Annotated in this window: 20 protein-coding genes and 1 pseudogene; 14 read left to right on the forward strand and 7 right to left on the reverse strand. The window is 63.4% G+C overall.

All coding sequences use genetic code 11. The annotated features are described in order from the left end of the window. Nucleotides 1-78: 78 nt before the first annotated feature. From groL to FHY55_RS17360, 3 genes are all read right to left on the reverse strand, one after another. Entirely contained in the window at nucleotides 79-1,722 is a 1,644-nt protein-coding gene (groL, locus tag FHY55_RS17350) for a chaperonin GroEL (protein ID WP_140015384.1), read from the reverse strand. A 48-nt stretch (nucleotides 1,723-1,770) separates the two neighbouring features. After that, on the reverse strand, nucleotides 1,771-2,058 hold the full coding sequence (locus FHY55_RS17355) for a co-chaperone GroES (protein WP_140015385.1): 288 nt from the start codon (nucleotides 2,056-2,058) through the stop codon (nucleotides 1,771-1,773). 123 nt (nucleotides 2,059-2,181) lie between these two features. Next, nucleotides 2,182-2,634 carry an Lrp/AsnC family transcriptional regulator gene (locus FHY55_RS17360; RefSeq protein ID WP_140015386.1) on the reverse strand — a complete coding sequence of 151 codons (453 nt, stop codon included), beginning with the start codon at nucleotides 2,632-2,634 and terminating at the stop codon, nucleotides 2,182-2,184. A 73-nt stretch (nucleotides 2,635-2,707) separates the two neighbouring features. Between FHY55_RS17360 and FHY55_RS17365 the strand changes: the two genes are divergently transcribed. The 3 genes from FHY55_RS17365 (at nucleotide 2,708) to FHY55_RS17375 (ending at nucleotide 5,181) form a co-directional block, all read left to right on the forward strand. Beyond that, nucleotides 2,708-3,298: a LysE family translocator gene (locus FHY55_RS17365; protein WP_140015387.1), complete on the forward strand. Its 591-nt coding sequence runs from the start codon at nucleotides 2,708-2,710 to the stop codon at nucleotides 3,296-3,298. Nucleotides 3,299-3,381: 83 nt separating this feature from the next. Further along, nucleotides 3,382-4,302, forward strand: coding sequence for a manganese-dependent inorganic pyrophosphatase (locus FHY55_RS17370; protein ID WP_140015388.1), 921 nt, complete (start codon nucleotides 3,382-3,384; stop codon nucleotides 4,300-4,302). A 3-nt stretch (nucleotides 4,303-4,305) separates the two neighbouring features. Then, nucleotides 4,306-5,181: a TIGR01459 family HAD-type hydrolase gene (locus FHY55_RS17375; protein WP_140015389.1), complete on the forward strand. Its 876-nt coding sequence runs from the start codon at nucleotides 4,306-4,308 to the stop codon at nucleotides 5,179-5,181. 27 nt (nucleotides 5,182-5,208) lie between these two features. On the opposite strand, the gene FHY55_RS17380 is transcribed toward FHY55_RS17375, so the two are convergent. The 3 genes from FHY55_RS17380 to gloB form a co-directional block, all read right to left on the reverse strand. Beyond that, the gene (locus FHY55_RS17380) at nucleotides 5,209-6,189 is read right to left on the reverse strand and encodes a M23 family metallopeptidase (protein ID WP_168223047.1); all 981 of its coding nucleotides are present in this window, start codon (nucleotides 6,187-6,189) and stop codon (nucleotides 5,209-5,211) included. A gap of 74 nt (nucleotides 6,190-6,263) precedes the next feature. Continuing rightward, on the reverse strand, nucleotides 6,264-8,597 hold the full coding sequence (gene clpA, locus FHY55_RS17385) for an ATP-dependent Clp protease ATP-binding subunit ClpA (RefSeq protein ID WP_140015391.1): 2,334 nt from the start codon (nucleotides 8,595-8,597) through the stop codon (nucleotides 6,264-6,266). A gap of 213 nt (nucleotides 8,598-8,810) precedes the next feature. After that, nucleotides 8,811-9,572 carry a hydroxyacylglutathione hydrolase gene (gene gloB, locus FHY55_RS17390; protein WP_140015392.1) on the reverse strand — a complete coding sequence of 254 codons (762 nt, stop codon included), beginning with the start codon at nucleotides 9,570-9,572 and terminating at the stop codon, nucleotides 8,811-8,813. A 65-nt stretch (nucleotides 9,573-9,637) separates the two neighbouring features. Here gloB and FHY55_RS17395 point away from each other — a divergent pair, with 65 nt between their 5' ends. The 7 genes from FHY55_RS17395 to FHY55_RS17425 all read left to right on the forward strand — a co-directional run bounded on the left by FHY55_RS17395 (nucleotide 9,638) and on the right by FHY55_RS17425 (nucleotide 16,581). Further along, nucleotides 9,638-10,375, forward strand: a complete 738-nt coding sequence (locus FHY55_RS17395; protein WP_140015393.1) for a methyltransferase domain-containing protein — start codon at nucleotides 9,638-9,640, stop codon at nucleotides 10,373-10,375. Nucleotides 10,376-11,173: 798 nt separating this feature from the next. Next, the gene (locus FHY55_RS17400; RefSeq protein WP_140015394.1) at nucleotides 11,174-11,740 is read left to right on the forward strand and encodes a F0F1 ATP synthase subunit delta; all 567 of its coding nucleotides are present in this window, start codon (nucleotides 11,174-11,176) and stop codon (nucleotides 11,738-11,740) included. Beyond that, nucleotides 11,740-13,278 carry a F0F1 ATP synthase subunit alpha gene (atpA, locus tag FHY55_RS17405; protein ID WP_140015395.1) on the forward strand — a complete coding sequence of 513 codons (1,539 nt, stop codon included), beginning with the start codon at nucleotides 11,740-11,742 and terminating at the stop codon, nucleotides 13,276-13,278. The genes FHY55_RS17400 and atpA overlap by 1 nt, the downstream gene beginning before the upstream one ends. Before the next feature lie 21 nt (nucleotides 13,279-13,299). Continuing rightward, nucleotides 13,300-14,181 carry a F0F1 ATP synthase subunit gamma gene (locus FHY55_RS17410; protein WP_140015396.1) on the forward strand — a complete coding sequence of 294 codons (882 nt, stop codon included), beginning with the start codon at nucleotides 13,300-13,302 and terminating at the stop codon, nucleotides 14,179-14,181. 16 nt (nucleotides 14,182-14,197) lie between these two features. Then, the gene (gene atpD / locus FHY55_RS17415; RefSeq protein ID WP_140015397.1) at nucleotides 14,198-15,622 is read left to right on the forward strand and encodes a F0F1 ATP synthase subunit beta; all 1,425 of its coding nucleotides are present in this window, start codon (nucleotides 14,198-14,200) and stop codon (nucleotides 15,620-15,622) included. 61 nt (nucleotides 15,623-15,683) lie between these two features. Further along, a complete protein-coding gene (locus FHY55_RS17420; RefSeq protein ID WP_140015398.1) occupies nucleotides 15,684-16,103 on the forward strand; it encodes a F0F1 ATP synthase subunit epsilon in 420 nt (139 codons plus the stop codon). 127 nt (nucleotides 16,104-16,230) lie between these two features. Next, nucleotides 16,231-16,581, forward strand: coding sequence for an H-type lectin domain-containing protein (locus FHY55_RS17425; protein ID WP_140015399.1), 351 nt, complete (start codon nucleotides 16,231-16,233; stop codon nucleotides 16,579-16,581). Nucleotides 16,582-16,654: 73 nt separating this feature from the next. Here FHY55_RS17425 and FHY55_RS17430 read toward each other — a convergent pair whose 3' ends face one another. Continuing rightward, a complete protein-coding gene (locus FHY55_RS17430; RefSeq protein WP_140015400.1) occupies nucleotides 16,655-17,677 on the reverse strand; it encodes a ribose-phosphate pyrophosphokinase in 1,023 nt (340 codons plus the stop codon). A gap of 95 nt (nucleotides 17,678-17,772) precedes the next feature. Between FHY55_RS17430 and FHY55_RS17435 the strand changes: the two genes are divergently transcribed. From FHY55_RS17435 to FHY55_RS17450, 4 genes and pseudogenes are all read left to right on the forward strand, one after another. After that, nucleotides 17,773-18,366 (forward strand): 2-hydroxychromene-2-carboxylate isomerase, encoded by a 594-nt coding sequence (locus FHY55_RS17435; protein ID WP_140015401.1) that lies wholly within the window; start codon nucleotides 17,773-17,775, stop codon nucleotides 18,364-18,366. Further along, nucleotides 18,363-19,157: a hypothetical protein gene (locus tag FHY55_RS17440; RefSeq protein WP_140015402.1), complete on the forward strand. Its 795-nt coding sequence runs from the start codon at nucleotides 18,363-18,365 to the stop codon at nucleotides 19,155-19,157. The genes FHY55_RS17435 and FHY55_RS17440 overlap by 4 nt, the downstream gene beginning before the upstream one ends. A gap of 26 nt (nucleotides 19,158-19,183) precedes the next feature. Further along, nucleotides 19,184-19,375 (forward strand): annotated as a pseudogene (locus tag FHY55_RS17445) (DsbA family protein); the annotation flags it as partial. Nucleotides 19,376-19,466: 91 nt separating this feature from the next. Continuing rightward, nucleotides 19,467-20,729, forward strand: coding sequence for a SulP family inorganic anion transporter (locus FHY55_RS17450; protein WP_140015404.1), 1,263 nt, complete (start codon nucleotides 19,467-19,469; stop codon nucleotides 20,727-20,729). Nucleotides 20,730-20,785 lie beyond the last annotated feature (56 nt).

Below are 20,785 nucleotides of genomic sequence, written 5' to 3' on the forward strand. Positions count from 1 at the left end.
GCTCAGTAGCCTGCAGATGCGCAAAGAAAAAGGGCCACCCGAAGGTGGCCCTTTCCCGTATTCGAAAGCCGGGCTGGCTTACATCATGCCGCCCATGCCGCCCATACCGCCCATGTCGGGGGCACCGCCGCCGGCACCCTCTTTGGAGGGCTTGTCGGCAACCATCGCCTCGGTGGTGATGAGCAGGCCGGCCACGGAAGAAGCATCTTCCAGCGCGGTGCGGACCACCTTGGCGGGGTCGATCACGCCGAATTTGAACATGTCGCCATATTCTTCGGTCTGAGCGTTGAAGCCGAAGGCCTTGTCGTCGCTTTCGCGGATCTTGCCCGCGACGACGGAACCGTCGACACCGGCGTTCTCGGCGATCTGACGCAGCGGAGCTTCGAGCGCCTTGCGCACGATGGCCACACCGGCGTTCTGGTCGGAGTTTGCACCAGTCACACCGTCAAGCGCCTTGGCACCCTGGATCAGGGCCACGCCGCCACCGACGACAACGCCTTCCTGAACGGCAGCGCGAGTCGCGTTGAGCGCGTCATCGACACGGTCCTTGCGCTCTTTCACTTCCACTTCGGTCATGCCGCCGACGCGGATAACGGCAACACCGCCGGCCAGCTTGGCCACGCGCTCTTGCAGCTTCTCACGGTCGTAGTCGGAGGTGGTCTCTTCGATCTGCTGACGGATCTGGGAAACGCGTGCCTCGATTTCGGACTTCTCGCCATGGCCGTCCACGATGGTGGTTTCGTCCTTGGTGATGGTCACGGTCTTGGCGGTGCCGAGCATGTCCATAGTGACATTCTCGAGCTTCATGCCGAGGTCTTCGGAGATCACCTGACCGCCGGTCAGAATGCCGATGTCCTGCAGCATGGCCTTGCGGCGATCGCCGAAGCCCGGTGCCTTGACGGCAGCGATCTTCAGGCCGCCACGCAGCTTGTTGACCACGAGAGTGGCCAGCGCCTCGCCTTCAACGTCTTCAGCGATGATGAGGAGCGGCTTCTGGCTCTGGATCACCTGCTCGAGCAGCGGCACGAGCGGCTGAAGCGAGGTCAGCTTTTTCTCGTGAAGCAGGATCATGCAGTCTTCCAGCTCCGCGATCATCTTGTCGGGGTTGGTGACGAAGTAGGGGCTGAGGTAGCCACGGTCGAACTGCATACCTTCGACAACTTCAGTCTCGGTCTCGAGGCCCTTGTTCTCTTCGACGGTGATGACACCCTCGTTGCCGACCTTCTGCATCGCGTCAGCGATCTGCTGGCCGATCTCGGCTTCGCCGTTGGCGGAGATGGTGCCAACCTGAGCCACTTCGGCGGAGTCGTTCACTTCGCGGGCGGCGTCCTTGATGGCCTGAACCACTTTGGAGGTCGCGAGGTCGATGCCGCGCTTGAGGTCCATCGGGTTCATGCCAGCGGCAACCGACTTCATGCCCTCTTTGATGATGGCCTGAGCCAGCACGGTGGCAGTGGTGGTGCCGTCACCGGCCTCGTCGTTGGTGCGGGAAGCAACTTCCTTCACCATCTGAGCGCCCATGTTCTCGAACTTGTCTTCGAGCTCGATCTCTTTGGCAACCGAAACACCGTCTTTGGTGATGCGGGGCGCGCCGAAGCTCTTGTCGAGCACAACGTTACGGCCTTTGGGGCCGAGGGTGACTTTGACCGCATCGGCAAGGATGTTGACACCCTTCAGCATGCGGTTGCGGGCGTCGGTATCAAACTTGACGTCTTTTGCCATTTTACAATTCTCCTATGTCTCTGAGGACGTTGGTGAAATTCGGGTGACTTAGGCGATCACGCCCATGATGTCGGACTCTTTCATGATCAGCAGCTCTTCGCCGTCGATCTGAACTTCGGTGCCGGACCACTTGCCGAACAGCACACGGTCGCCGGCCTTCACATCGGGGGCGATGCGCGAGCCGGCATCATCACGTGCGCCAGCACCAACGGAAATCACTTCGCCTTCTGCGGGCTTTTCCTTGGCGCTATCGGGGATGATGAGGCCGCCGGCGGTCTTTTCGTCGGATTCGACGCGGCGGACGACAACACGGTCATGAAGCGGGGTAAATGCCATCTCTGAACGCTCCTTCGTTCGAGGTTAATCTTGCTGTTAGCACTCACCTAGGGAGAGTGATAACGTAGCCGATGTAAGGAGGAGCCGAGGGGGAGTCAACCGAAGCTTTGTGGAAAATTCGTGCTAGCCGCGCTCGTCCTTGGGAGAGCCCATGACGACATAGGTGGTGATCGAGTTTACCTGCGGCAAAGCCCCGAGAATCTCGGTGTGAAAGAGCTTGAAAGCGGCAATATCCTCCACCTCCACCCGCAGCAAGTATTCGATCACCCCGGTGATGTTGTGACACTCCCGCACCTGCGGGGCGCGCGCCATGGCCTTCTCGAAATCCTCTTGGCTCTTCTTGGTGTGCACCGACAAGCCCACACCCAGCATGGCCACAAATCCCTGCCCCATCGCCTGCGGGTCGAGCACCGCGCGATAGCCACGGATAACACCAGAGCGCTCCAACTCCTGCACCCGGCGCAAGCAGGCGGAGGGCGACAGCCCCACGCGCTCGGCCAGCTCGGTGTTGCTCACGCGGCCATCACGGCTGAGTTCGCGCAATATTCGGCGGCTTATATCGTCAATCTTCGTCATTTATTGCGCATTTTGCGCCAGCTAGCCGCAAGAACGCAAGCACTCACCGCGCAACCCGGCCAATACTTGCGCCATGACAGATTCACTCCTCCTTGCCCTCATCGGCTTTGCCTTCGTCAGCACCGCCACGCCGGGGCCGAACAACATGATGTTGCTCGCCTCGGGCGCCAACTTCGGCTACCGCCGCTCGCTCCCGCATATGTTGGGAATCGTGGTGGGGATGCTGGTGCTGTTTTCCGCCGTGGGCCTCGGGCTTTCGGCGGTTTTCGAGGTGCTTCCGCAGGCCGGGCTGGTGCTGAAGGTTGTGGCGGTGGGATATATGCTCTGGCTGGCATGGAAGATCGCCAACGCAGGCGCGCCGCGAGAGGCCAGCGCCGAGGGCCGCCCGCTCACACTGCTACAGGCGGCGGGCTTCCAATGGGTGAACCCGAAGGCCTGGACAATGGCGCTCTCTGGCCTGTCGCTTTACGCGCCCGACCATAGCCTGCCCGCCGTGGCAGCCGTCATATTCGCCTTCGCGCTGGTCGCCTTCCCCTCTATCAGCCTCTGGACGGCGCTTGGCCAGCAGATCCGCCGGTTTCTCACCTCCCCGGCCCGGCTGCGCGCGTTCAACATCACCATGGCCGTGCTGCTGGTGGCCTCGCTCTACCCGGTGCTGCGCTAAGGCGTCGCGATGGCGGCGGGTGACAACGCCCCCTACCCCGCCTATAAGGCCCGCGACTCCTCCTCAAGACACGCAGGCATGATATGACGATCAAGGTTTTTGGCCATAAATCCCCCGACACCGACAGCACCGGCTCCCCGCTTATCTGGGCGTGGTACATGAGCGAGCATCGCGGCCAGCCCGCCGAGGCCGTGCTGCTGGGCGAGCCCAACACCGAGGCCGCTTTCGTGCTGAAACGCTGGGGTTTCGAGCAGCCCGCGATCATCGACGGGGTGAGCGAGGGTGAGCAGGTGGTGATCGTTGACACCAACAACCCCGCCGAGCTGCCCGATGCGATCAACGACGCCGACATTCTGCAGATCATCGACCACCACAAGCTGACCGGCGGGATCGAGACAAAGGGGCCGATCGACATCACCATCAAGCCGCTGGCCTGCACCGCGACCATCATGCACAACCTGATGGGCGAGAATGCCGCCAAGATGCCCGAGGGGATCAAGGGGCTGATGCTGTCGTGCATCCTGTCCGACACGCTGGAGTTCCGCTCGCCCACCACGACCGAGCAGGACAAGGCGCTGGCCGAGGAACTGGCCGCCGATCTGGGCATCGACCTCAGCGCCTATGCCTCGGAGATGTTTGAAGCCAAGAGCGATGTATCGGCATTTTCGGATGCCGAGCTGCTGCGGATGGACAGCAAGGAATACCCGGTCGAGGGCACCAAGTTCCGCGTGTCGGTGCTGGAAACCACCGCGCCCAAGATCGTGCTGGACCGCAAGGACTCGCTGATGGAGAGCATGAAGACCGTGGCCGCCGAAGATGGCGTGGATCAGGTGCTGCTCTTCGTAATCGACATTCTGGCCGAAGAGGCCACGCTGCTGGTGCCGAACGATCTGGTGAAGACCGTGGCCGAAAAGAGCTTTGGCGCGACTGTTTCGGGTGACACCGTGGTGCTGCCCGGCGTGATGAGCCGCAAAAAGCAGATCATCCCTGCGCTCAAGGTCTGAGGCGTGAGCCGGGTCATCGAGAACCTTGCGGAGGTCGCGCACCAATATGACGCGGCCTTCGTTGATCTCTGGGGCTGTGTCCACAATGGTGTGACCGCCTTCCCCGAAGCCGTTGCTGCGCTTCAGCAATTTCGCGCCGCCGGGAAAAAGGTGGTGTTGCTGACCAACGCCCCCCGCGCCCGCGCCGAGGTGCAAAAGCAGCTTGGCCAATGGAGCGTTCCCGATGACGCATGGGATGTGATCGCCACCTCGGGCGACTCCGCGCGCGCGGCGATGTTCCGTGGGGCCGTGGGCAGCAAGGTGTGGTTCATTGGGCAACCCTTCGACCAGACCTTCTTTGAACCCCTGCACATTGTGAAAGACCCGGTCGCCATTGAGCAGGTGGCGCTGGAAGAGGCCGAGGGCATTGTCTGCACTGGCCCGTTTGATCCGTTTGCCGACCCCGAGGAGATGCGGGGGCAGTTCCTTTATGCCAAGCAGAAGGGCATGAAGCTGCTCTGTGCCAACCCCGATATCGTGGTTGACCGGGGCGAGAGCCGCGAGTGGTGTGCGGGCGCGCTGGCCAAGCTTTATACCGAGATGGGGGGCGAGAGCCTTTACTTCGGCAAGCCGCATCCGCCGATCTATGACCTCGCCCGCGCGAGGCTGGCAGAGGTCGGCGGCGACCCTGCCGGGCCGATCCTGTGCATTGGTGACGGGGTGCTGACCGATGTGAAGGGTGCAATGGGCGAAGGGCTGGATTGCGTGTTTATCTCGGGTGGCCTTGGCGCACTGGAGACGGGCACTGCCCCCGGCGGGCAGCCGGTGCAGGAAAAGCTCGATGAATATCTCGCGCATCACCAAATGGCGACGACCTATGCCATCGGCTTCCTGCGATAACCCTTCAAGCCATTGATATAAAACCGGTTAATTGACTTCGGTCTCGATATACCGCCGCCCGAGTTCCTGCGCGCCGCGGCGGTGAATCACCGTGCCGCGATACACCCCCCAAGGCCAGCCGGACGCCGGGGTGCGCTTGCCATAGGCGCGGAGCACGAAGGGTTGGGCCTTTTTTAGCACATCCAAATGCCGCCCGATCTCCCCCTCCGGACCTTCAAACACAATCTCGATCTCGTCACCGGCCTGCCCGGCAAAGGCATAGCCCCAAACGACCAAGGCCGGCGTTTTGGGTGAAGTAACGGGGGCGGTGCGTAGGCCCGCGCGCACCTCTGCGATTGCCGGAACCTTGCTTGCAAAGCCCACCGCGATCAGCCCGCCCGGCACATAGGCGGGCGGCTCAAGCCAAAGCCCCTCGCGCCCGCCCGGCGTGGCGCGGGAGGCTGCTTCCTCATCCGTTCCGGCCATGGCGCAAGAGGCGGCAGGGCCGGACTCCGGCGCAAAAGGGTCTACCTTCTGGTCGCCATTGCGCACTGTGAGATGCACATGCGGGAAGGAGGCGCGGCCCGACATGCCGATGAGCCCGAGTGGCGTGCCCATGGCAACGCGCTGACCCTGCTCAACCACAATCGAACCTTCCCGAAGGTGGCAATATTGGGTGGCCCAACCATCGCCGTGGTCGATGGCAACGCCATTGCCACAGTCCCGGCCCTCAAGGTCGGGGGCGTTCGGATCCTGAATGGAGATGTCCGGCATGCCGTCACGTGTGCCGATCACGGTGCCGGGCGCGGCGGCGACGACGGTGACACCGGCGGCCACCTGCTCCAGCGAGGCCACGGCAAAATCGGTGCCACCATGGCCATCATTGGCAAGCGCACCGCAGCCATGATCCTGCACCTCGCCCTTATCGGGGTCACGATCGAAATATTGTTGGATGTAACAGCTGTGGCCAAGCGCGCAGTCAACCGGAAGCCCCAGCAGCGGCGGATCTGCGAGAAGGGGAGCGGGCATCAAGGCCAGTGCCCCGGCGCCGATGCGCAAAAGGAGCGCCCGGGGGCGCTCCTTGATGTCTCGTATCCGGCTCGTCATTCCGCCGTGAGCAGCGGTGGCTTCTTGCGCGACCCGATGCGGGCCTTGGCCGGTTCTTCCATCCGCAGGTCGATCTCGCCATTCTTGACACCCACCTTGACGATCCCGCCCTTGGTGAGCCGCCCGAAGAGAAGCTCTTCGGCGAGCGGCTTCTTGATGTGCTCCTGGATCACCCGGCCCAACGGGCGGGCACCCATCTTGTCATCATAGCCTTTGTCGGCGAGCCATTCAGCGGCTTTCGGCGTCAGCTCTATGGTCACGTCACGGTCCATCAGCTGGGCCTCAAGCTGGAGCACGAACTTCTCGACCACGGAAAGGATCGTGTCCTTGCCGAGCGGCGCGAAGCTGATCACCGCGTCCAGACGGTTGCGGAACTCCGGCGTGAATGTGCGCTCGATGGCGGCTTCATCTTCGCCGGTGCGCCGGTCACGCCCGAAGCCGATGGCTTCCTTGGCCTGTTCGGCGGCACCCGCGTTGGAGGTCATGATCAGGATCACATTGCGGAAGTCGGTCGTCCGGCCGTTGTGGTCGGTCAGCTTGCCGTGGTCCATCACCTGCAGGAGGATGTTGTAAACATCCGGGTGCGCCTTTTCGATCTCGTCGAGCAGGAGCACGCAGTGCGGGTTTTGATCCACGCCATCGGTGAGCATGCCGCCCTGATCGAAGCCGACGTAGCCCGGAGGGGCCCCGATGAGCCGCGAAACCGCGTGTTTCTCCATGTATTCTGACATGTCGAAGCGCATCAGCTCCACGCCGAGCTGGCTGGCGAGCTGTTTGGCCACCTCGGTTTTACCAACGCCGGTCGGGCCAGCGAAGAGGTAGTTGCCGATGGGCTTTTCAGGCTCACGCAAGCCAGCACGGGCCAGCTTGATTGCCGAGGAGAGCGCGGTGATCGCATTGTCCTGCCCGAAGACGACGCGCTTGAGCGAGGCCTCCAGATCTTTCAGCACGGTCGCGTCATCCTTGGAGACGTTCTTCGGCGGGATGCGGGCGATCTTGGCCACGACGGCCTCGATCTCCTTGGCGCCGATGGTCTTGCGGCGCTTGGATTCCGCCACCAGATGCTGCGCCGCGCCAGCCTCGTCGATCACGTCGATGGCCTTGTCGGGCAGCTTGCGGTCGTTGATGTAACGGGCCGAAAGCTCGACAGCCGATTTGATCGCGTCGGCGGTGTATTTAATGTCGTGATGCTCCTCGAAGTAAGGCTTGAGGCCCTTAAGGATTTTCACGCTATCTTCAACCGTGGGTTCGCTGACGTCGATCTTCTGGAACCGGCGGCTGAGCGCGCGGTCCTTCTCGAAGTGCTGGCGGAACTCCTTGTAGGTGGTGGAGCCCATGCAGCGCAGCTTGCCGCCCTGAAGCGCGGGCTTCAGCAGGTTGGAGGCATCCATCGCCCCGCCGGAGGTTGCCCCGGCGCCGATGACAGTGTGGATCTCGTCGATGAAGAGCACCGCGTCGGGGTGCTTTTCAAGGTCGGTCACCACGGCCTTCAGCCGCTCTTCGAAGTCGCCGCGATAGCGGGTGCCTGCGAGCAGCGCGCCCATGTCGAGCGAGTAGATAGTGGATTGCGAGAGAACCTCAGGCGTTTCACCCTGCACGATCTTGCGCGCGAGGCCCTCGGCGATGGCGGTTTTGCCCACGCCCGGATCGCCCACCAGCAGAGGGTTATTCTTGCGGCGGCGGCAAAGCACCTGAATGCAACGCTCCACCTCGTGCTCGCGCCCGATCAGCGGATCGACGTCGCCATCCTTCGCCTTGGCGTTCAGATCGACGCAATACTTGGAAAGCGCGCTCTCTTTCTCTTCAGGCTCGGCATTCACCGTTTCGGCGGCGGCCTCTCCTTCCATGTCGGTCGCGCCGGAAACCGAGCGGGTTTCCCCGAAGGCCGGATCTTTGGCGACGCCATGGGCGATGAAGTTGACCGCGTCATAGCGGGTCATGTCCTGCTCTTGCAGGAAGAAGGCGGCGTTGCTCTCGCGCTCAGCAAAGATGGCGACGAGCACGTTGGCACCGGTCACCTCGGTGCGGCCCGAGCTTTGCACGTGGATCGCGGCGCGCTGGATCACCCGCTGGAAGGCGGCGGTGGGCACGGCTTCGGAGCCTTCGATCTCGGTTACGAGAGTCGACAGGTCTTCATCAATGAAGTCGTTAAGAGTGCTGCGAAGTTCGTCCAGATCGACAGAGCAGGCCTGCATCACCTTGGCGGCGTCAGGCTCGTCGATCAGCGCCAGCAGGAGATGCTCCAGCGTGGCGAGCTCATGGCGGCGGGCATTTGCCAGCGCGAGAGCTGCGTGAATTGCTTGCTCTAGGGTGTTCGAAAACGATGGCACGTGGCGTGCTCCTTTCCCTGGTGGCCTAGGATGGTTCAGGCCCGTCCCTGACCGTGGCCTCATATGATTAAAGTTCGGTGGAAAACCCGAACCTTCAAGTCTTTTCTGAGAAGTTTTTTGCCCGAGACCCGAATTTGCACAAAATGTGATCGGGTTGCACGGGCGGTTTGAGCGGCCCCTCGGAGCCGCTGGCGGCACTATAGGGCGACCGTCTCAAAAAGCATCCTTCCGCCGCCGGATTTCGGCAAAAACCTCCGCATCAGACGCGTCTTTCATGGCCAGTGTGGCACGAATGCCTGCATCGGAGGTGCGCAGAAACGGGTTTGTCGCCAACTCTTCTGCCAGAGAAACCTGTGCCGTCGGTTCACCGGCCTCCCGCTGGGCTGCCACTTTCTTAACCCGTTCGTGAAGCGCCGTGTTGTCCGGGTCGATGGTGAGAGCGAATTTGGCGTTGCCCGTGGTATATTCATGCCCGGAATAGACCATTGTTTCCGGCGGCAGGGCGGCGAGCTTCTGGAGCGAGTCGTGCATCTGCTCCATCGTCCCCTCAAACACCCGCCCACAGCCGAGCGCCATCAGGCTATCTGCGGTGAAGAGCGCGCCCGCGTTCGGAAAATGGAAGGCCATATGGCCCAGCGTGTGGCCGGGCACGTCGATCGGCACAGTATAGCCTTCGCCCCCGCCGCCGTTCATCCCTTCGGTCAGCCCCATGTCGAGCGGTGGCAGCTTGCCCTCCTCCGCTTTGGGGCCCATGACCTTGAGGCCATATTTCTCGCGCAGTTCCTCGACCCCGCCAACATGGTCGTGGTGATGGTGGGTGATCATCAACACCCCGGGTTTCCAGCCTTTTTCCTCCAGCGCATCAATGATCGGCCCGGCCTCGGGCGCGTCGATGAGGCAAACACCATCTGGCCCTTTGACCACATAGGCGTAGTTGTCGGCGAGGCAGGGGACCGTGAGGACTTCGAGGGGCATGGCGTTTCCTTGGGGCGCTGGTATGGTCTTGCCAGATTGACCCAAGAGCGGACCACCGGCAACCGATGCATCTGGACGTTCTCGACCTGAGAAACTTCTACTATCGCACCCAGTTAGGGCGCGTGGCCCAGCGGGCAATCCGCGATCAGGTCACCGCGCTCTGGCCTGAGGCGAAGGCGCAGAGCGTTGTGGGCTATGGTTTTGCCACGCCGCTGCTTCGGCCCTACCTTGCCGAGGCGCGCAGGGTGATGGCGTTGATGCCGGGGGCGCAGGGGGTGGCGCATTGGCCGGCGGGTGGGGCCAACCATTCGGTGCTGGTGGAAGAGACGCTCTGGCCCGTCACGACCGGACAGGTGGACAAGCTCATCTGCCTTCACGGGCTGGAAACAACCGACAATCCGGGCAAACTTCTTGAGGAAATTCATAGGGTTCTGGGCCCCGGGGGGCGGGCGATGTTTATCGTGCCGAACCGGGCCGGGCTCTGGGCGCGGCGCGATGTGACGCCCTTTGGCTTTGGCCGGCCCTATTCGCTGGGGCAGTTGGAGGCGCAGTTGCGGGCGAACGGCTTTGTGCCCGAGCGCCATCTGGCCGCGCTGTTCAGCCCGCCGAGCCACCGGCGCTTTTGGGTCAAGTCCTCGAATTTCTGGGAAAAAACCGGAAGAAAGGTCTCCAGCTACCTGGCCGGGGGCGTCTTTATTCTTGAAGCCAGCAAGCGGGTTTATGCGCCCGGCGGGGAGGCGCGCCCGAGGCGGCAGCGCAAGCCGCTGGAGGTGCTTGAACCGGCGGGTGCCAAACCGGCCTGACCCCGCGCACCGCGATAGCGTGCGGTGCGTTACCGGCACCTCATGTGCAAAAGCGCAGAGGCACAGGTGATGCACATCTTATGCACAACCCATACCTACGCGTATGCGCCGCAGCGCAGAATAACGAAAGTTAACGCCATTGAGCCGCGCCCGGACCGCAAAAACTGCCGGAAGCCCGCTCCCGCCTGCGCCCGCCGCGGCCGCCCGTGCCGTTAACGAGTGTGTTTGCACCTGCGAAGAGATTGAGGCGAGTCCATTGCCTTGCGCAGAGCGCAGGCTGTGAGCCGAGCAGATCGAATGGCGGGCGGCGGAGACGGCTGCGGACGCGGCCAAGCCAATCGCGACGGTGCCGAACAATGCGCCGTTTTCGACCGCCATCGACCTGGGCGACGGTCGGCCTGGCGCGGTTATTTGGTGATTGCCGTTAACCAAGCGGCAGGGACGACCGGTGACGGGGCGAGGCCTTCGAGGGGCGCCTCGGCCGGGCGATGGGCGCGGGATGCAGCGGGCAAGCACCTGTCTGGCAAGGATATTTCACTCGGCTGCAAGCCGGCGGCGGCGGACATCCGCTCGCCTAGAGATTCCCTTGATACAGCGGCGGCCAAATGACACCAAACTGTCGCAGGCCACACAACCTACTGAAAATGCTCAATTTTGCGGCAAAAATATCACCGGTTAAAGCAGTTGCGACCCTAGAAACCGTCTGCTAGATACCCCTCGACTTCGGGGGGCGCCGGGAACGGCAATGCCCGATCTATGCCCAGAGCCCACATAAGCGGGCCTTAATGACAACGAGGGGTGGACGTGTCCGAGACGGCTTCGATATCCGCAAGCATCGCCGCGCGCTACGCATCAGCGCTCTTCGACCTCGCCAAGAGCGACAAGAAACTCAATGAACTGAGCTCCGACGCCGATACGCTCGGCGCCGCTCTGGATGACAGCGATGCGTTTCGCGAGCTGATCTCCAACCCGGTCTACTCCCGCTCCGAACAGGAAGCTGGCGTGACGGCGGTGGCCAAGAAGATGGGGCTCGCCGATCTGACCACCTCGACGCTCGGGCTGATGGCGCAAAACCGCCGTCTCTTCGCCCTGCCCCAGCTGGTGAAATCGCTCAAGGCGATGATCGCCGAGGAAAACGGCGAAGTGACCGCAGAGGTCACCTCGGCCAAGGCGCTCACTGACGCACAACAGAAGACTCTCGCCGATACCCTCGCCAAGAAGGTCGGCAAAGATGTGAAACTCGACATGCACGTCGATGAAGCCCTGATTGGCGGCCTCGTCGTGAAGCTCGGCTCGCAGATGATCGACAGCTCGATCCGTTCGAAGCTGTCTTCCCTCCAGAACGCAATGAAAGAGGTCGGCTAATGGCTCTCCAAGCTGCGGAAATTTCCGCAATCCTCAAGGACCAGATCAAGAATTTTGGCCAGGAGGCCGAAGTTGCCGAAGTCGGCCGCGTGCTCTCCGTCGGTGACGGTATTGCCCGTGTGCACGGCCTCGACAACATCCAGGCCGGTGAAATGGTCGAATTCCCCGGCGCGATCCGGGGCATGGCTCTGAACCTTGAAAGCGACAACGTCGGTGTCGTGATCTTCGGCTCTGACCGCGACATCAAAGAAGGCGACACCGTCAAGCGGACCAACGCCATCGTGGACGTGCCGGTTGGCGACGCCATGCTGGGCCGCGTGGTTGACGCGCTGGGTGCTCCGGTTGACGGCAAGGGCGCCATCGAAGCTTCCGAGCGCCGCATCGCGGACGTGAAGGCCCCCGGCATCATCCCGCGTAAGTCGGTGCATGAACCGATGGCAACCGGCCTCAAGTCGGTTGACGCCATGATCCCGATCGGCCGTGGCCAGCGTGAGCTTGTCATTGGCGACCGTCAGACCGGCAAGACCGCCGTGGCGCTTGACGCGATCCTGAACCAGAAGTCCTACAACGATGCTGCGGGCGACGACGAGAGCAAGAAGCTCTACTGCGTTTACGTGGCTGTCGGCCAGAAGCGCTCGACCGTGGCGCAGCTGGTGAAGAAGCTCGAAGAGACCGGCGCGATCGAATACACCACTGTTGTGGCCGCGACCGCCTCTGACCCGGCGCCGATGCAGTACCTGGCTCCCTACACCGCGACCTCGATTGCCGAGTTCTTCCGCGACAACGGCCGCCACGCGCTGATCATCTACGATGACCTTTCCAAGCAGGCCGTCTCCTACCGCCAGATGTCGCTGCTGCTGCGTCGTCCGCCCGGCCGTGAAGCCTACCCCGGTGACGTGTTCTACCTTCACTCCCGTCTGCTGGAGCGTTCGGCCAAGCTGAACGAAGACCACGGCGCTGGTTCGCTGACCGCTCTGCCGATCATCGAGACCCAGGGCGGCGACGTTTCGGCCTTTATTCCGACCAACGTGATCTCGATCACCGACGGCCAGATCTTCCTTGAGACCGAGCTGTTCTACCAGGGCATCCGCCCCGCCGTGAACACCGGCCTCTCGGTGTCTCGTGTGGGTTCGTCCGCGCAGACCAAGGCGATGTCTTCGGTTGCTGGCCCGGTGAAGCTGTCGCTCGCGCAGTACCGCGAGATGGCCGCCTTTGCTCAGTTCGGCTCCGACCTTGACGCCGCCACCCAGCGCCTGCTGGCCCGTGGTGCGCGCCTGACCGAGCTGATGAAGCAGCCTCAGTACAGTCCGCTGACCAATGCCGAGATCGTCTGCGTCATCTATGCAGGCACCAACGGCTACCTCGACAAGGTTGACGTCTCCGAGGTGGGTCGCTTCGAGGCCGGGCTGCTGGCGCACCTGCGTGGCAAGCACGAAGATCTTCTCAAGGACATCACCGACAACGACCGCAAGGTGAAGGGTGAGCTTGAGGACAAGATCAAGGCGGCTCTGGACGAATTCGCCAAAGATTTCGCTTGAGGCTGGCCGGGGAGATAGCTCATGCCGAGCCTAAAGGATCTTAAAAACCGGATCGAGAGTGTCAAAAGCACTCGGAAGATCACCAAGGCCATGCAGATGGTGGCCGCCGCAAAACTGCGGCGGGCACAGGAAGCTGCCGAGGCCGGACGGCCCTATGCCGAGCGGATGAATGCCGTGATGGCGGGGCTTGCCGGCGCATCGGCGGGTTCGGATTCTGCGCCGCGCCTGCTGGCCGGAACCGGCGACGACAAGGTGCATCTGCTGGTGGTCATGACCGCCGAGCGGGGCCTTTGCGGCGGTTTCAACAGCTCGATTGTCAAACTTGCGCGCACCCATGCGCAGCAGCTTCTCAAAGACGGCAAAGAGGTGAAGATCCTCACCGTCGGCAAGAAGGGCCGCGAGCAGCTCAAGCGTGACTTTGCCGATCTGTCGGTGGGCCATGTGGACCTCAGCGGCGTGAAGTCGCTGGGCTATGGCGATGCGCAGGGGATTGCCCGTGACGTGCTGACCCGCTTCGATGCGGGTGAGTTTGACGTGGCGACGATCTTCTATTCGGTCTTCCAGAGCGTCATCAGCCAGGTGCCGACCGCCTTGCAGATCATCCCCGCCGCCTTCGGGGCAAGCGAGGAAGCTGCCGAGGAAGCTGGGACGACCTATGATTACGAGCCCGAGGAAGAGGCCATTCTGGCCGATCTCCTCCCGCGCGCCGTGGCAACGCAGATCTTTACTGCGCTGCTGGAAAACGGGGCATCGGAACAGGGGGCCCGGATGAGCGCGATGGACAACGCCACGCGCAACGCGGGCGACATGATCGACAAGCTGACGATCCAGTTCAACCGCTCCCGCCAGGCCGTGATCACCAACGAGCTGATCGAGATTATTTCGGGCGCCGAGGCGCTCTGACGAAGAGGAAACGAAAATGGCTAACGCAAAAGGCAAAGTGGCTCAGGTCATCGGCGCTGTCGTTGACGTGCAGTTTGACGATGATCTGCCGGCGATTCTGAACGCGCTGACCACCGAGAACAACGGCAAGAAGCTGGTGCTCGAAGTGGCCCAGCACCTTGGCGAAAACACCGTGCGCACCATCGCGATGGACGCCACCGAGGGCCTCGTGAGGGGCCAGGAAGTGACCGACACCGGCGCCGCAATTCAGGTGCCCGTGGGCACCGCCACGCTGGGGCGTATCCTCAACGTGATCGGCGAGCCGGTTGACGAAAAGGGCCCGGTGGAAGCTGACGAATTCCGCCCGATCCACGCCCCTGCCCCCGACTTCGCCGACCAGTCGACCGAAGCCGAAGTGCTGGTGACCGGCATCAAGGTGATCGACCTGCTGGCCCCCTACGCCAAGGGCGGCAAGATTGGCCTGTTCGGCGGTGCCGGCGTGGGCAAGACGGTTCTCATTCAGGAACTCATCAACAACATCGCCAAGGTGCACTCGGGCCTCTCCGTGTTCGCTGGTGTGGGTGAGCGGACCCGTGAGGGCAACGACCTTTACCACGAGATGATCGAATCCGGCGTTCTCAACCCCGACAACCTGCCGGAATCGAAGATTGCCCTGTGCTTCGGCCAGATGAACGAGCCTCCCGGAGCCCGTGCCCGTATCGCGCTGACCGGCCTGACCCTCGCCGAGCAGTTCCGCGACGCGACCGGCACCGACGTGCTGTTCTTCGTGGACAACATCTTCCGCTTCACCCAGGCCGGTTCCGAGATGTCGGCGCTTCTGGGTCGTATCCCCTCTGCTGTGGGCTATCAGCCGACGCTGGCAACCGACATGGGCGCCATGCAGGAGCGGATCACCTCGACGAAGAACGGTTCGATCACCTCGATCCAGGCCGTCTACGTGCCTGCGGATGACCTTACCGACCCGGCCCCGGCAACCACCTTTGCCCACCTCGACGCGACGACCGTGCTTAACCGTGCGATCTCGGAGCTTGGCATCTACCCCGCCGTGGACCCGCTGGACTCCACCTCGCGCCTGATGGACCCGCTGATCGTGGGTGAAGAGCACTACCAGGTCGCCCGTGACGTGCAGGGTATCCTCCAGCGCTACAAGTCGCTGCAGGACATCATCGCCATTCTCGGCATGGACGAGCTCTCGGAAGAGGACAAGCTGACCGTGGCCCGCGCCCGGAAGATCCAGCGTTTCCTCAGCCAGCCGTTCGACGTGGCCAAGGTGTTCACCGGCTCTGACGGCGTTCAGGTGCCGCTGGAAGACACCATCAGCTCGTTCAAGGCAGTTGTGGCCGGCGAATACGACCACCTGCCCGAAGGCGCCTTCTACATGGTTGGCGGCATCGACGAAGTGAAGGCCAAGGCCGAAAAGATGGCTGCGGAAGCCGCCTAAGAGCTTGCGCCCCCTGCCCCGGAAGGGTGCGGGGGGCGATTTCAACTGACAGGAGCCTGCAATGGCCGACACCATGCAATTCGATCTGGTTTCGCCCGAGCGCCGTCTGGCCTCGCTGGCGGCGAAGGCGGTGCAGATCCCGGGTGCCGAAGGCGACCTGACGGCGATGCCCGACCACAGCCCGATGATCACCACCCTGCGGCCCGGCCTTCTGACCGTGACCGCCGAGGATGGTGCCGAAAGCAAGTTTGCCGTGATCGGCGGCTTTGCCGAGATCACCGCAGAGGGCACCACCGTTCTGGCCGAGCACGCTGTTCCGGCTGAAGAAATGACCTCCGAAGCTCTGGAAGAGTTTCTTTCGGACGCCGCGGCCGCGCGTGACAACGCTTCGCCCGAAGATCTGGACTCTCTGGCCAAGGCGGCAGCCGATATTGCCGCACTGGGCAACGATCTTGGGCTTTCAGTGCGCACCAACGCCTGAGCCCAGGCACATCAGAATTTTCATGGCCCCGACGAGAAATCGCCGGGGCCATTTACGTTTTGGTTCCAATTTTCGCCCAAATCCTTTTTTATCGGTGGACCAGGGAAGACGGGTTTAGACAGACAGAATGAAACGCTTGCGAAATCACCTTGTCGGGGTCGACGAGGGCTCTGTTGTGATGTTCTCGGATTTCGAGGACGGCGGCGAGATGTGGACGGGCACCGGCCCGCGCCAATCGCGCCGGGCCATCAGCTTTGCAGAAACCTTCCGCAGCCTGCCGACCGTGGTGGTGAACCTTGCCATGTGGGACATGGATCAGAAGACCAACCAGCGCGCGGATATCTCGGCAGAGAACATCACCGAAGAAGGCTTCGAGATCGTCTTTCGCACGTGGGGCGACACCCGGGTGGCGCGGGTGCGGGCAAGCTGGATGGCGCTCGGCGAATTGCGCCACGAGGACGACTGGGAGATGTATTGAGCGCGGTAGCGGTGGGTTGGCACCCACCCTACGGCGCGCGGCGGAAGGCGAGGTGTCTCCCCCGCCCTCGGCCTCAGACGTCGGTGCCGTAGAAGCCTTCGTAGATTGGCACCAGCGTGTTGTGATCGAACAGCGACGACACCGATGTGCCCGACCAGATGTTGAGGATCGCCTGGGCGAACATTGGCGCGGTGGGCACGATGCGGATGTTGGGGCAGGCCTTGACCGCCTCGGTGGGTTCGATGCTGTCGGTGATCACGAGGCTCTTCATCACCGAATTGGTGATCCGCTCCACGGCCGGGCCGGAGAGGACGCCGTGGGAGATATAGCTGTGCACCTCGGTGGCGCCGTTTTCCATCAGGATTTCGGCGGCCTTGCAGAGGGTGCCGGCGGTATCGCAGATGTCATCCACGATCACGCAGACCTTGTCTTTGACGTTGCCGATCACCGTCATCTCGGCAACTTCGCCGGGCTTTTCACGGCGCTTGTCGACGATGGAAAGCGGCGCGCCGATCCGCTGGGCCAGCTCGCGGGCCCGGGCCACGCCGCCCACGTCGGGGCTGACAACCATGACGTCGGCGAGCTTTTCGCGCATGTGGTGCTTGATATCGAGCGCGAAGATCGGCGAGGCGTAGAGGTTATCGACCGGGATATCGAAGAAGCCCTGAATCTGCGCGGCGTGCAGATCCATCGTCAGCACCCGCTCAATGCCCGCCTCGTGGATGAGGTTGGCCACCAGCTTGGCCGAAATCGGCGTGCGGGCCTTGGTGCGCCGGTCTTGCCGGGCATAGCCGAAGTAGGGGATCACCGCCGTCGTCCGCGCCGCCGAGGAGCGCTTGAGCGCATCGGCCATGATGAGCAATTCCATCAGGTTGTCATTGGCCGGGTTGGAGGTGGACTGGATGATAAACATGTCCTCGCCGCGGACGTTCTCATAGACCTCGACGAAGATTTCCTGATCGTTGAACCGCTCGACCCGCGCATCGACCAGCCCGACCGTCATGCCACGATGCATCGACATCCGCCGGCAGATCGAGGTGGCAAGCGGCAGGTTGGCATTGCCGGACATCAGTTTGGGTTCGGTCGGATTGGGCATCGCGTGTCCCCTCGCGCGTGGCAGAATCGATATGTTGACACCCCATAGCACCGGCCTACCGTCAGGGCCAGAAAGCCGCGCGCAGGGAGGTGCAAATGCCGCATATTGATTACTTTTTCTCCACGATTTCCCCCTTCACCTACCTTGCCGGGATGCGGTTGGAGGAGATCGCCGGGGCGACGGGGACGAGCATTGCCTATAAGCCGGTGGATATCATGGCGCTTTTTGCCCGCACCGGCGGCACTCCGCCGGGTGAGCGGCACGACAACCGCAAGGCCTACCGGATGCAGGAGCTCAAGCGGGCGGCAGCCAAGACCGGCCTGCCGATGAACTTCACCCCGGCGCATTTCCCGACCAATGCCGCGCCGTCGAGCTACGCGCTGATCGCGGCGCAATCGGAGGGCGGCGGCGATGTGGGGGCGCTGGCGCACGGCCTGCTGCGGGCCTGCTGGGCCGAGGAGAAGGACATTGCGCAGGACGATGTCATTCAGGCGTGCCTCACGGCTGCGGGCTTCGATCCGGGGCTTGCCGACAGGGGGCTTCTGGCGGGCGCGGAGACCTATGGGCGCAACCTCGACGAGGCGGTGGAGAAAGGCGCCTTCGGCTCCCCTTTCTACGTGGTCGACGACGGTGCGCTATTTTGGGGACATGACCGGTTGGACGACCTTGAGGCACATCTGAAAGCATGAGGTCCGCGCAGGTTTGGCTGACTTGGGCCTCGGTCGCCACCCACGCGCTGGCAGCCTGCGTGCTGCTGGCGCTCGGGCTTTATCTGGCCGCCACATCCGGGGGCAGTGGCGGCTATGCGCTGGCCGCTCTGGCCTTCGCGCTGGCGGCGGTTCTGGCATGGCTCACCCGCAAGGAACTGGCCCGGGCCCGAAGCGCTGCGCCCGACGCGCTCACGCCGCCAAGGCCAGCCCCCGCGCCGCCCCCCTCGCCCAACCCGGCCACGCTGGCCTGGCTGGACGCGCGGCGCGAGGTGCTGCGCGGCTACGGCGTGCTCTCCAGCACCCGGTTGCCCGAGGCCATCCGGAACGATCCACCGGAGGCCAATATCTTGGGGCTTGGCGACATGGTGCTGCGGACTGCCGAGGGTGGGGACGAGCCCAATCTTGCCGTCCAACGCGAGCAGGTGGAAATGACGGAAGAGACCTACCGCCGCCTGCTCACCGATTTCGCCGATATGCTGGGCCGCCCTGCCCCGGATGAGATCCATCTGAACCCCAATCGCCTCAGCTTTCGCCTCGATGGCACCGCCACGCAGATCGAGGCCGACTTCCCGTCCAAGTATCTCGCCCAAGAGGCCCTCGCACATTCCGCCCGGCTGCTGGAAAGAGGCGCGGAGGGCGGGCGCAGGCTCTATCGCCTGCCCGCAGATATGGCCCTCGTCGTCACGGCCCTGACACCCCAGGACGCGGCCCGGCTGGAAGCCGAACTGCGCAGCCAAAACCACGGCCTCACCCCCCTCGCCGAGGACTGAACGGATATGGGGCAAGGTCGCCCCGGCTCACGGCTGCGGGCTTCGATCCGGGGCTGGCCGACAGGGGGCTGCTGGCGGGCGCGGAGACCTATGGGCGCAACCTCGACGAGGCGGTGGAGAAAGGCGCCTTCGGCTCCCCCTTCTACGTGGTCGATGACGGCGCGCTATTTTGGGGACATGACCGGCTGGACGACCTTGAGGCGCATCTGAAGTGCTGATCGCTGGCTTGACCCCCCGGGTCCAACGGGGCATCAGGGGACAGACCGCGCGGGCCATTTGCCCGGCGGATGCCAATTACGGCTGACGGCCATGACGCCCAAGATACTGACAACGCTCAGAGAATACGACCGCAAGACACTGCTCGCCGACCTGCAGGCCGGCGTCACCGTTGCCATGGTCGCCTTGCCGCTCTCTCTGGCGATTGCCATTGCTTCGGGGGCAGACCCGGCGAAGGGGCTCGTCACGGCCATTGTCGCGGGCTTCCTCATTTCGGCACTGGGCGGCAGCCGGGTGCAGATTGGAGGTCCGACCGGGGCCTTCATCGTGGTGATCTTCGGGGTGATCGCCGAGCACGGCTACGACGGGCTGGTGCTGGCCACGCTGATGGCGGGGATGATACTTGTGGCGGCGGCCCTGCTGAAGGCGGGGCGGCTCATCAGCCTTGTGCCGGAGCCGGTGATCAACGGTTTCACAATCGGCATTGCCATCATCATCGCCACCAGTCAGCTCGCTGACCTGATGGGGCTGCGGGTGTCTGAGATGCCCGCCGAGTTCTTTGCCAAGCTCGAAGCGCTCTGGGCCGCGCGGGGCAGCCTGAACGGCGCAGCACTCACCGTCGGCTTGGCCACCGCCGTGCTGATCGTTGCCCTGCGCCGCGCCTTTCCACGCTTTCCCGGCCTCGTTGTGGCTGTCGCCCTCACCTCCGCCGTGGTGGCACTGGCCGGGCTGGATGTGGACACCATCGCCAGCCGCTTCGGCGCGCTGCCCCGTTCCCTGCCCCTCCCCACCCTGCCCGAGATCAGCGCCGCCCGGCTGGCGGAGCTTTTGCCCTCCGCCTTCGTGATCGCCTTCCTCGCAGGCGTCGAGTCCCTGCTCTCCGCCATGGTCGCAGACCGGATGATAGCGGGGGCGCACCGCCCGAATGCCGAGCTCATGGCGCAGGGCGCGGCAAACATCGGCGCGGCCCTCTTTACCGGGTTGCCCGCGACCGGCGCAATTGCCCGCACGGCCACCAACATCCGCGCGGGTGGCAAGACACCGGTGGCCGGTATCGTCCATGCGGCAACCATCCTCGTGGTGATGCTCGTGGCAGCCCCGCTGGCAGGCTACATGGCGATGCCCGCGCTGGCCGCCCTGCTGATCCTGACAGCATGGAACATGAGCGAGCCGCATCGCTGGGCAGGCCATTTGAAAGAGCGGCGCTCAGACCTTTTCCTGCTCGTTCTGACCCTCGTGCTGACGGTGGTGGCCGACCTTACGGTGGCCATTGGAGTGGGCGTTACCCTTGGTCTCGCCCTGCGCCTCGCCCGCCGCGATGTGCCGCCCTCTGACTGGCAGCCGCCCGATAGGTAGGCGGTAAAAGCCAGCGGCGAGGCACCACTCCCCGCCCCATTTTCTTGCTGCAAATA

The sequence above is a fragment of the Oceanicola sp. D3 genome, assembly GCF_006351965.1.
GTDB lineage: Bacteria > Pseudomonadota > Alphaproteobacteria > Rhodobacterales > Rhodobacteraceae > Vannielia.

Bases quoted from the DNA above. Each gene is read 5' to 3' on its own strand.
- FHY55_RS17365 (WP_140015387.1), top strand. From the start codon at position 2,708: ATGACAGATTCACTCCTCCTTGCCCTCATCGGCTTTGCCTTCGTCAGC.
- FHY55_RS17395 (WP_140015393.1), top strand. From the start codon at position 9,638: ATGCATCTGGACGTTCTCGACCTGAGAAACTTCTACTATCGCACCCAG.
- FHY55_RS17370 (WP_140015388.1), top strand. From the start codon at position 3,382: ATGACGATCAAGGTTTTTGGCCATAAATCCCCCGACACCGACAGCACC.
- FHY55_RS17380 (WP_168223047.1), bottom strand. From the start codon at position 6,189: ATGCCCGCTCCCCTTCTCGCAGATCCGCCGCTGCTGGGGCTTCCGGTT.
- FHY55_RS17420 (WP_140015398.1), top strand. From the start codon at position 15,684: ATGGCCGACACCATGCAATTCGATCTGGTTTCGCCCGAGCGCCGTCTG.
- FHY55_RS17410 (WP_140015396.1), top strand. From the start codon at position 13,300: ATGCCGAGCCTAAAGGATCTTAAAAACCGGATCGAGAGTGTCAAAAGC.
- FHY55_RS17425 (WP_140015399.1), top strand. From the start codon at position 16,231: ATGAAACGCTTGCGAAATCACCTTGTCGGGGTCGACGAGGGCTCTGTT.
- FHY55_RS17430 (WP_140015400.1), bottom strand. From the start codon at position 17,677: ATGCCCAATCCGACCGAACCCAAACTGATGTCCGGCAATGCCAACCTG.
- FHY55_RS17450 (WP_140015404.1), top strand. From the start codon at position 19,467: ATGACGCCCAAGATACTGACAACGCTCAGAGAATACGACCGCAAGACA.
- FHY55_RS17355 (WP_140015385.1), bottom strand. From the start codon at position 2,058: ATGGCATTTACCCCGCTTCATGACCGTGTTGTCGTCCGCCGCGTCGAA.
- FHY55_RS17440 (WP_140015402.1), top strand. From the start codon at position 18,363: ATGAGGTCCGCGCAGGTTTGGCTGACTTGGGCCTCGGTCGCCACCCAC.
- atpA (WP_140015395.1), top strand. From the start codon at position 11,740: ATGGCTCTCCAAGCTGCGGAAATTTCCGCAATCCTCAAGGACCAGATC.
- FHY55_RS17360 (WP_140015386.1), bottom strand. From the start codon at position 2,634: ATGACGAAGATTGACGATATAAGCCGCCGAATATTGCGCGAACTCAGC.
- FHY55_RS17435 (WP_140015401.1), top strand. From the start codon at position 17,773: ATGCCGCATATTGATTACTTTTTCTCCACGATTTCCCCCTTCACCTAC.
- gloB (WP_140015392.1), bottom strand. From the start codon at position 9,572: ATGCCCCTCGAAGTCCTCACGGTCCCCTGCCTCGCCGACAACTACGCC.
- atpD (WP_140015397.1), top strand. From the start codon at position 14,198: ATGGCTAACGCAAAAGGCAAAGTGGCTCAGGTCATCGGCGCTGTCGTT.
- groL (WP_140015384.1), bottom strand. From the start codon at position 1,722: ATGGCAAAAGACGTCAAGTTTGATACCGACGCCCGCAACCGCATGCTG.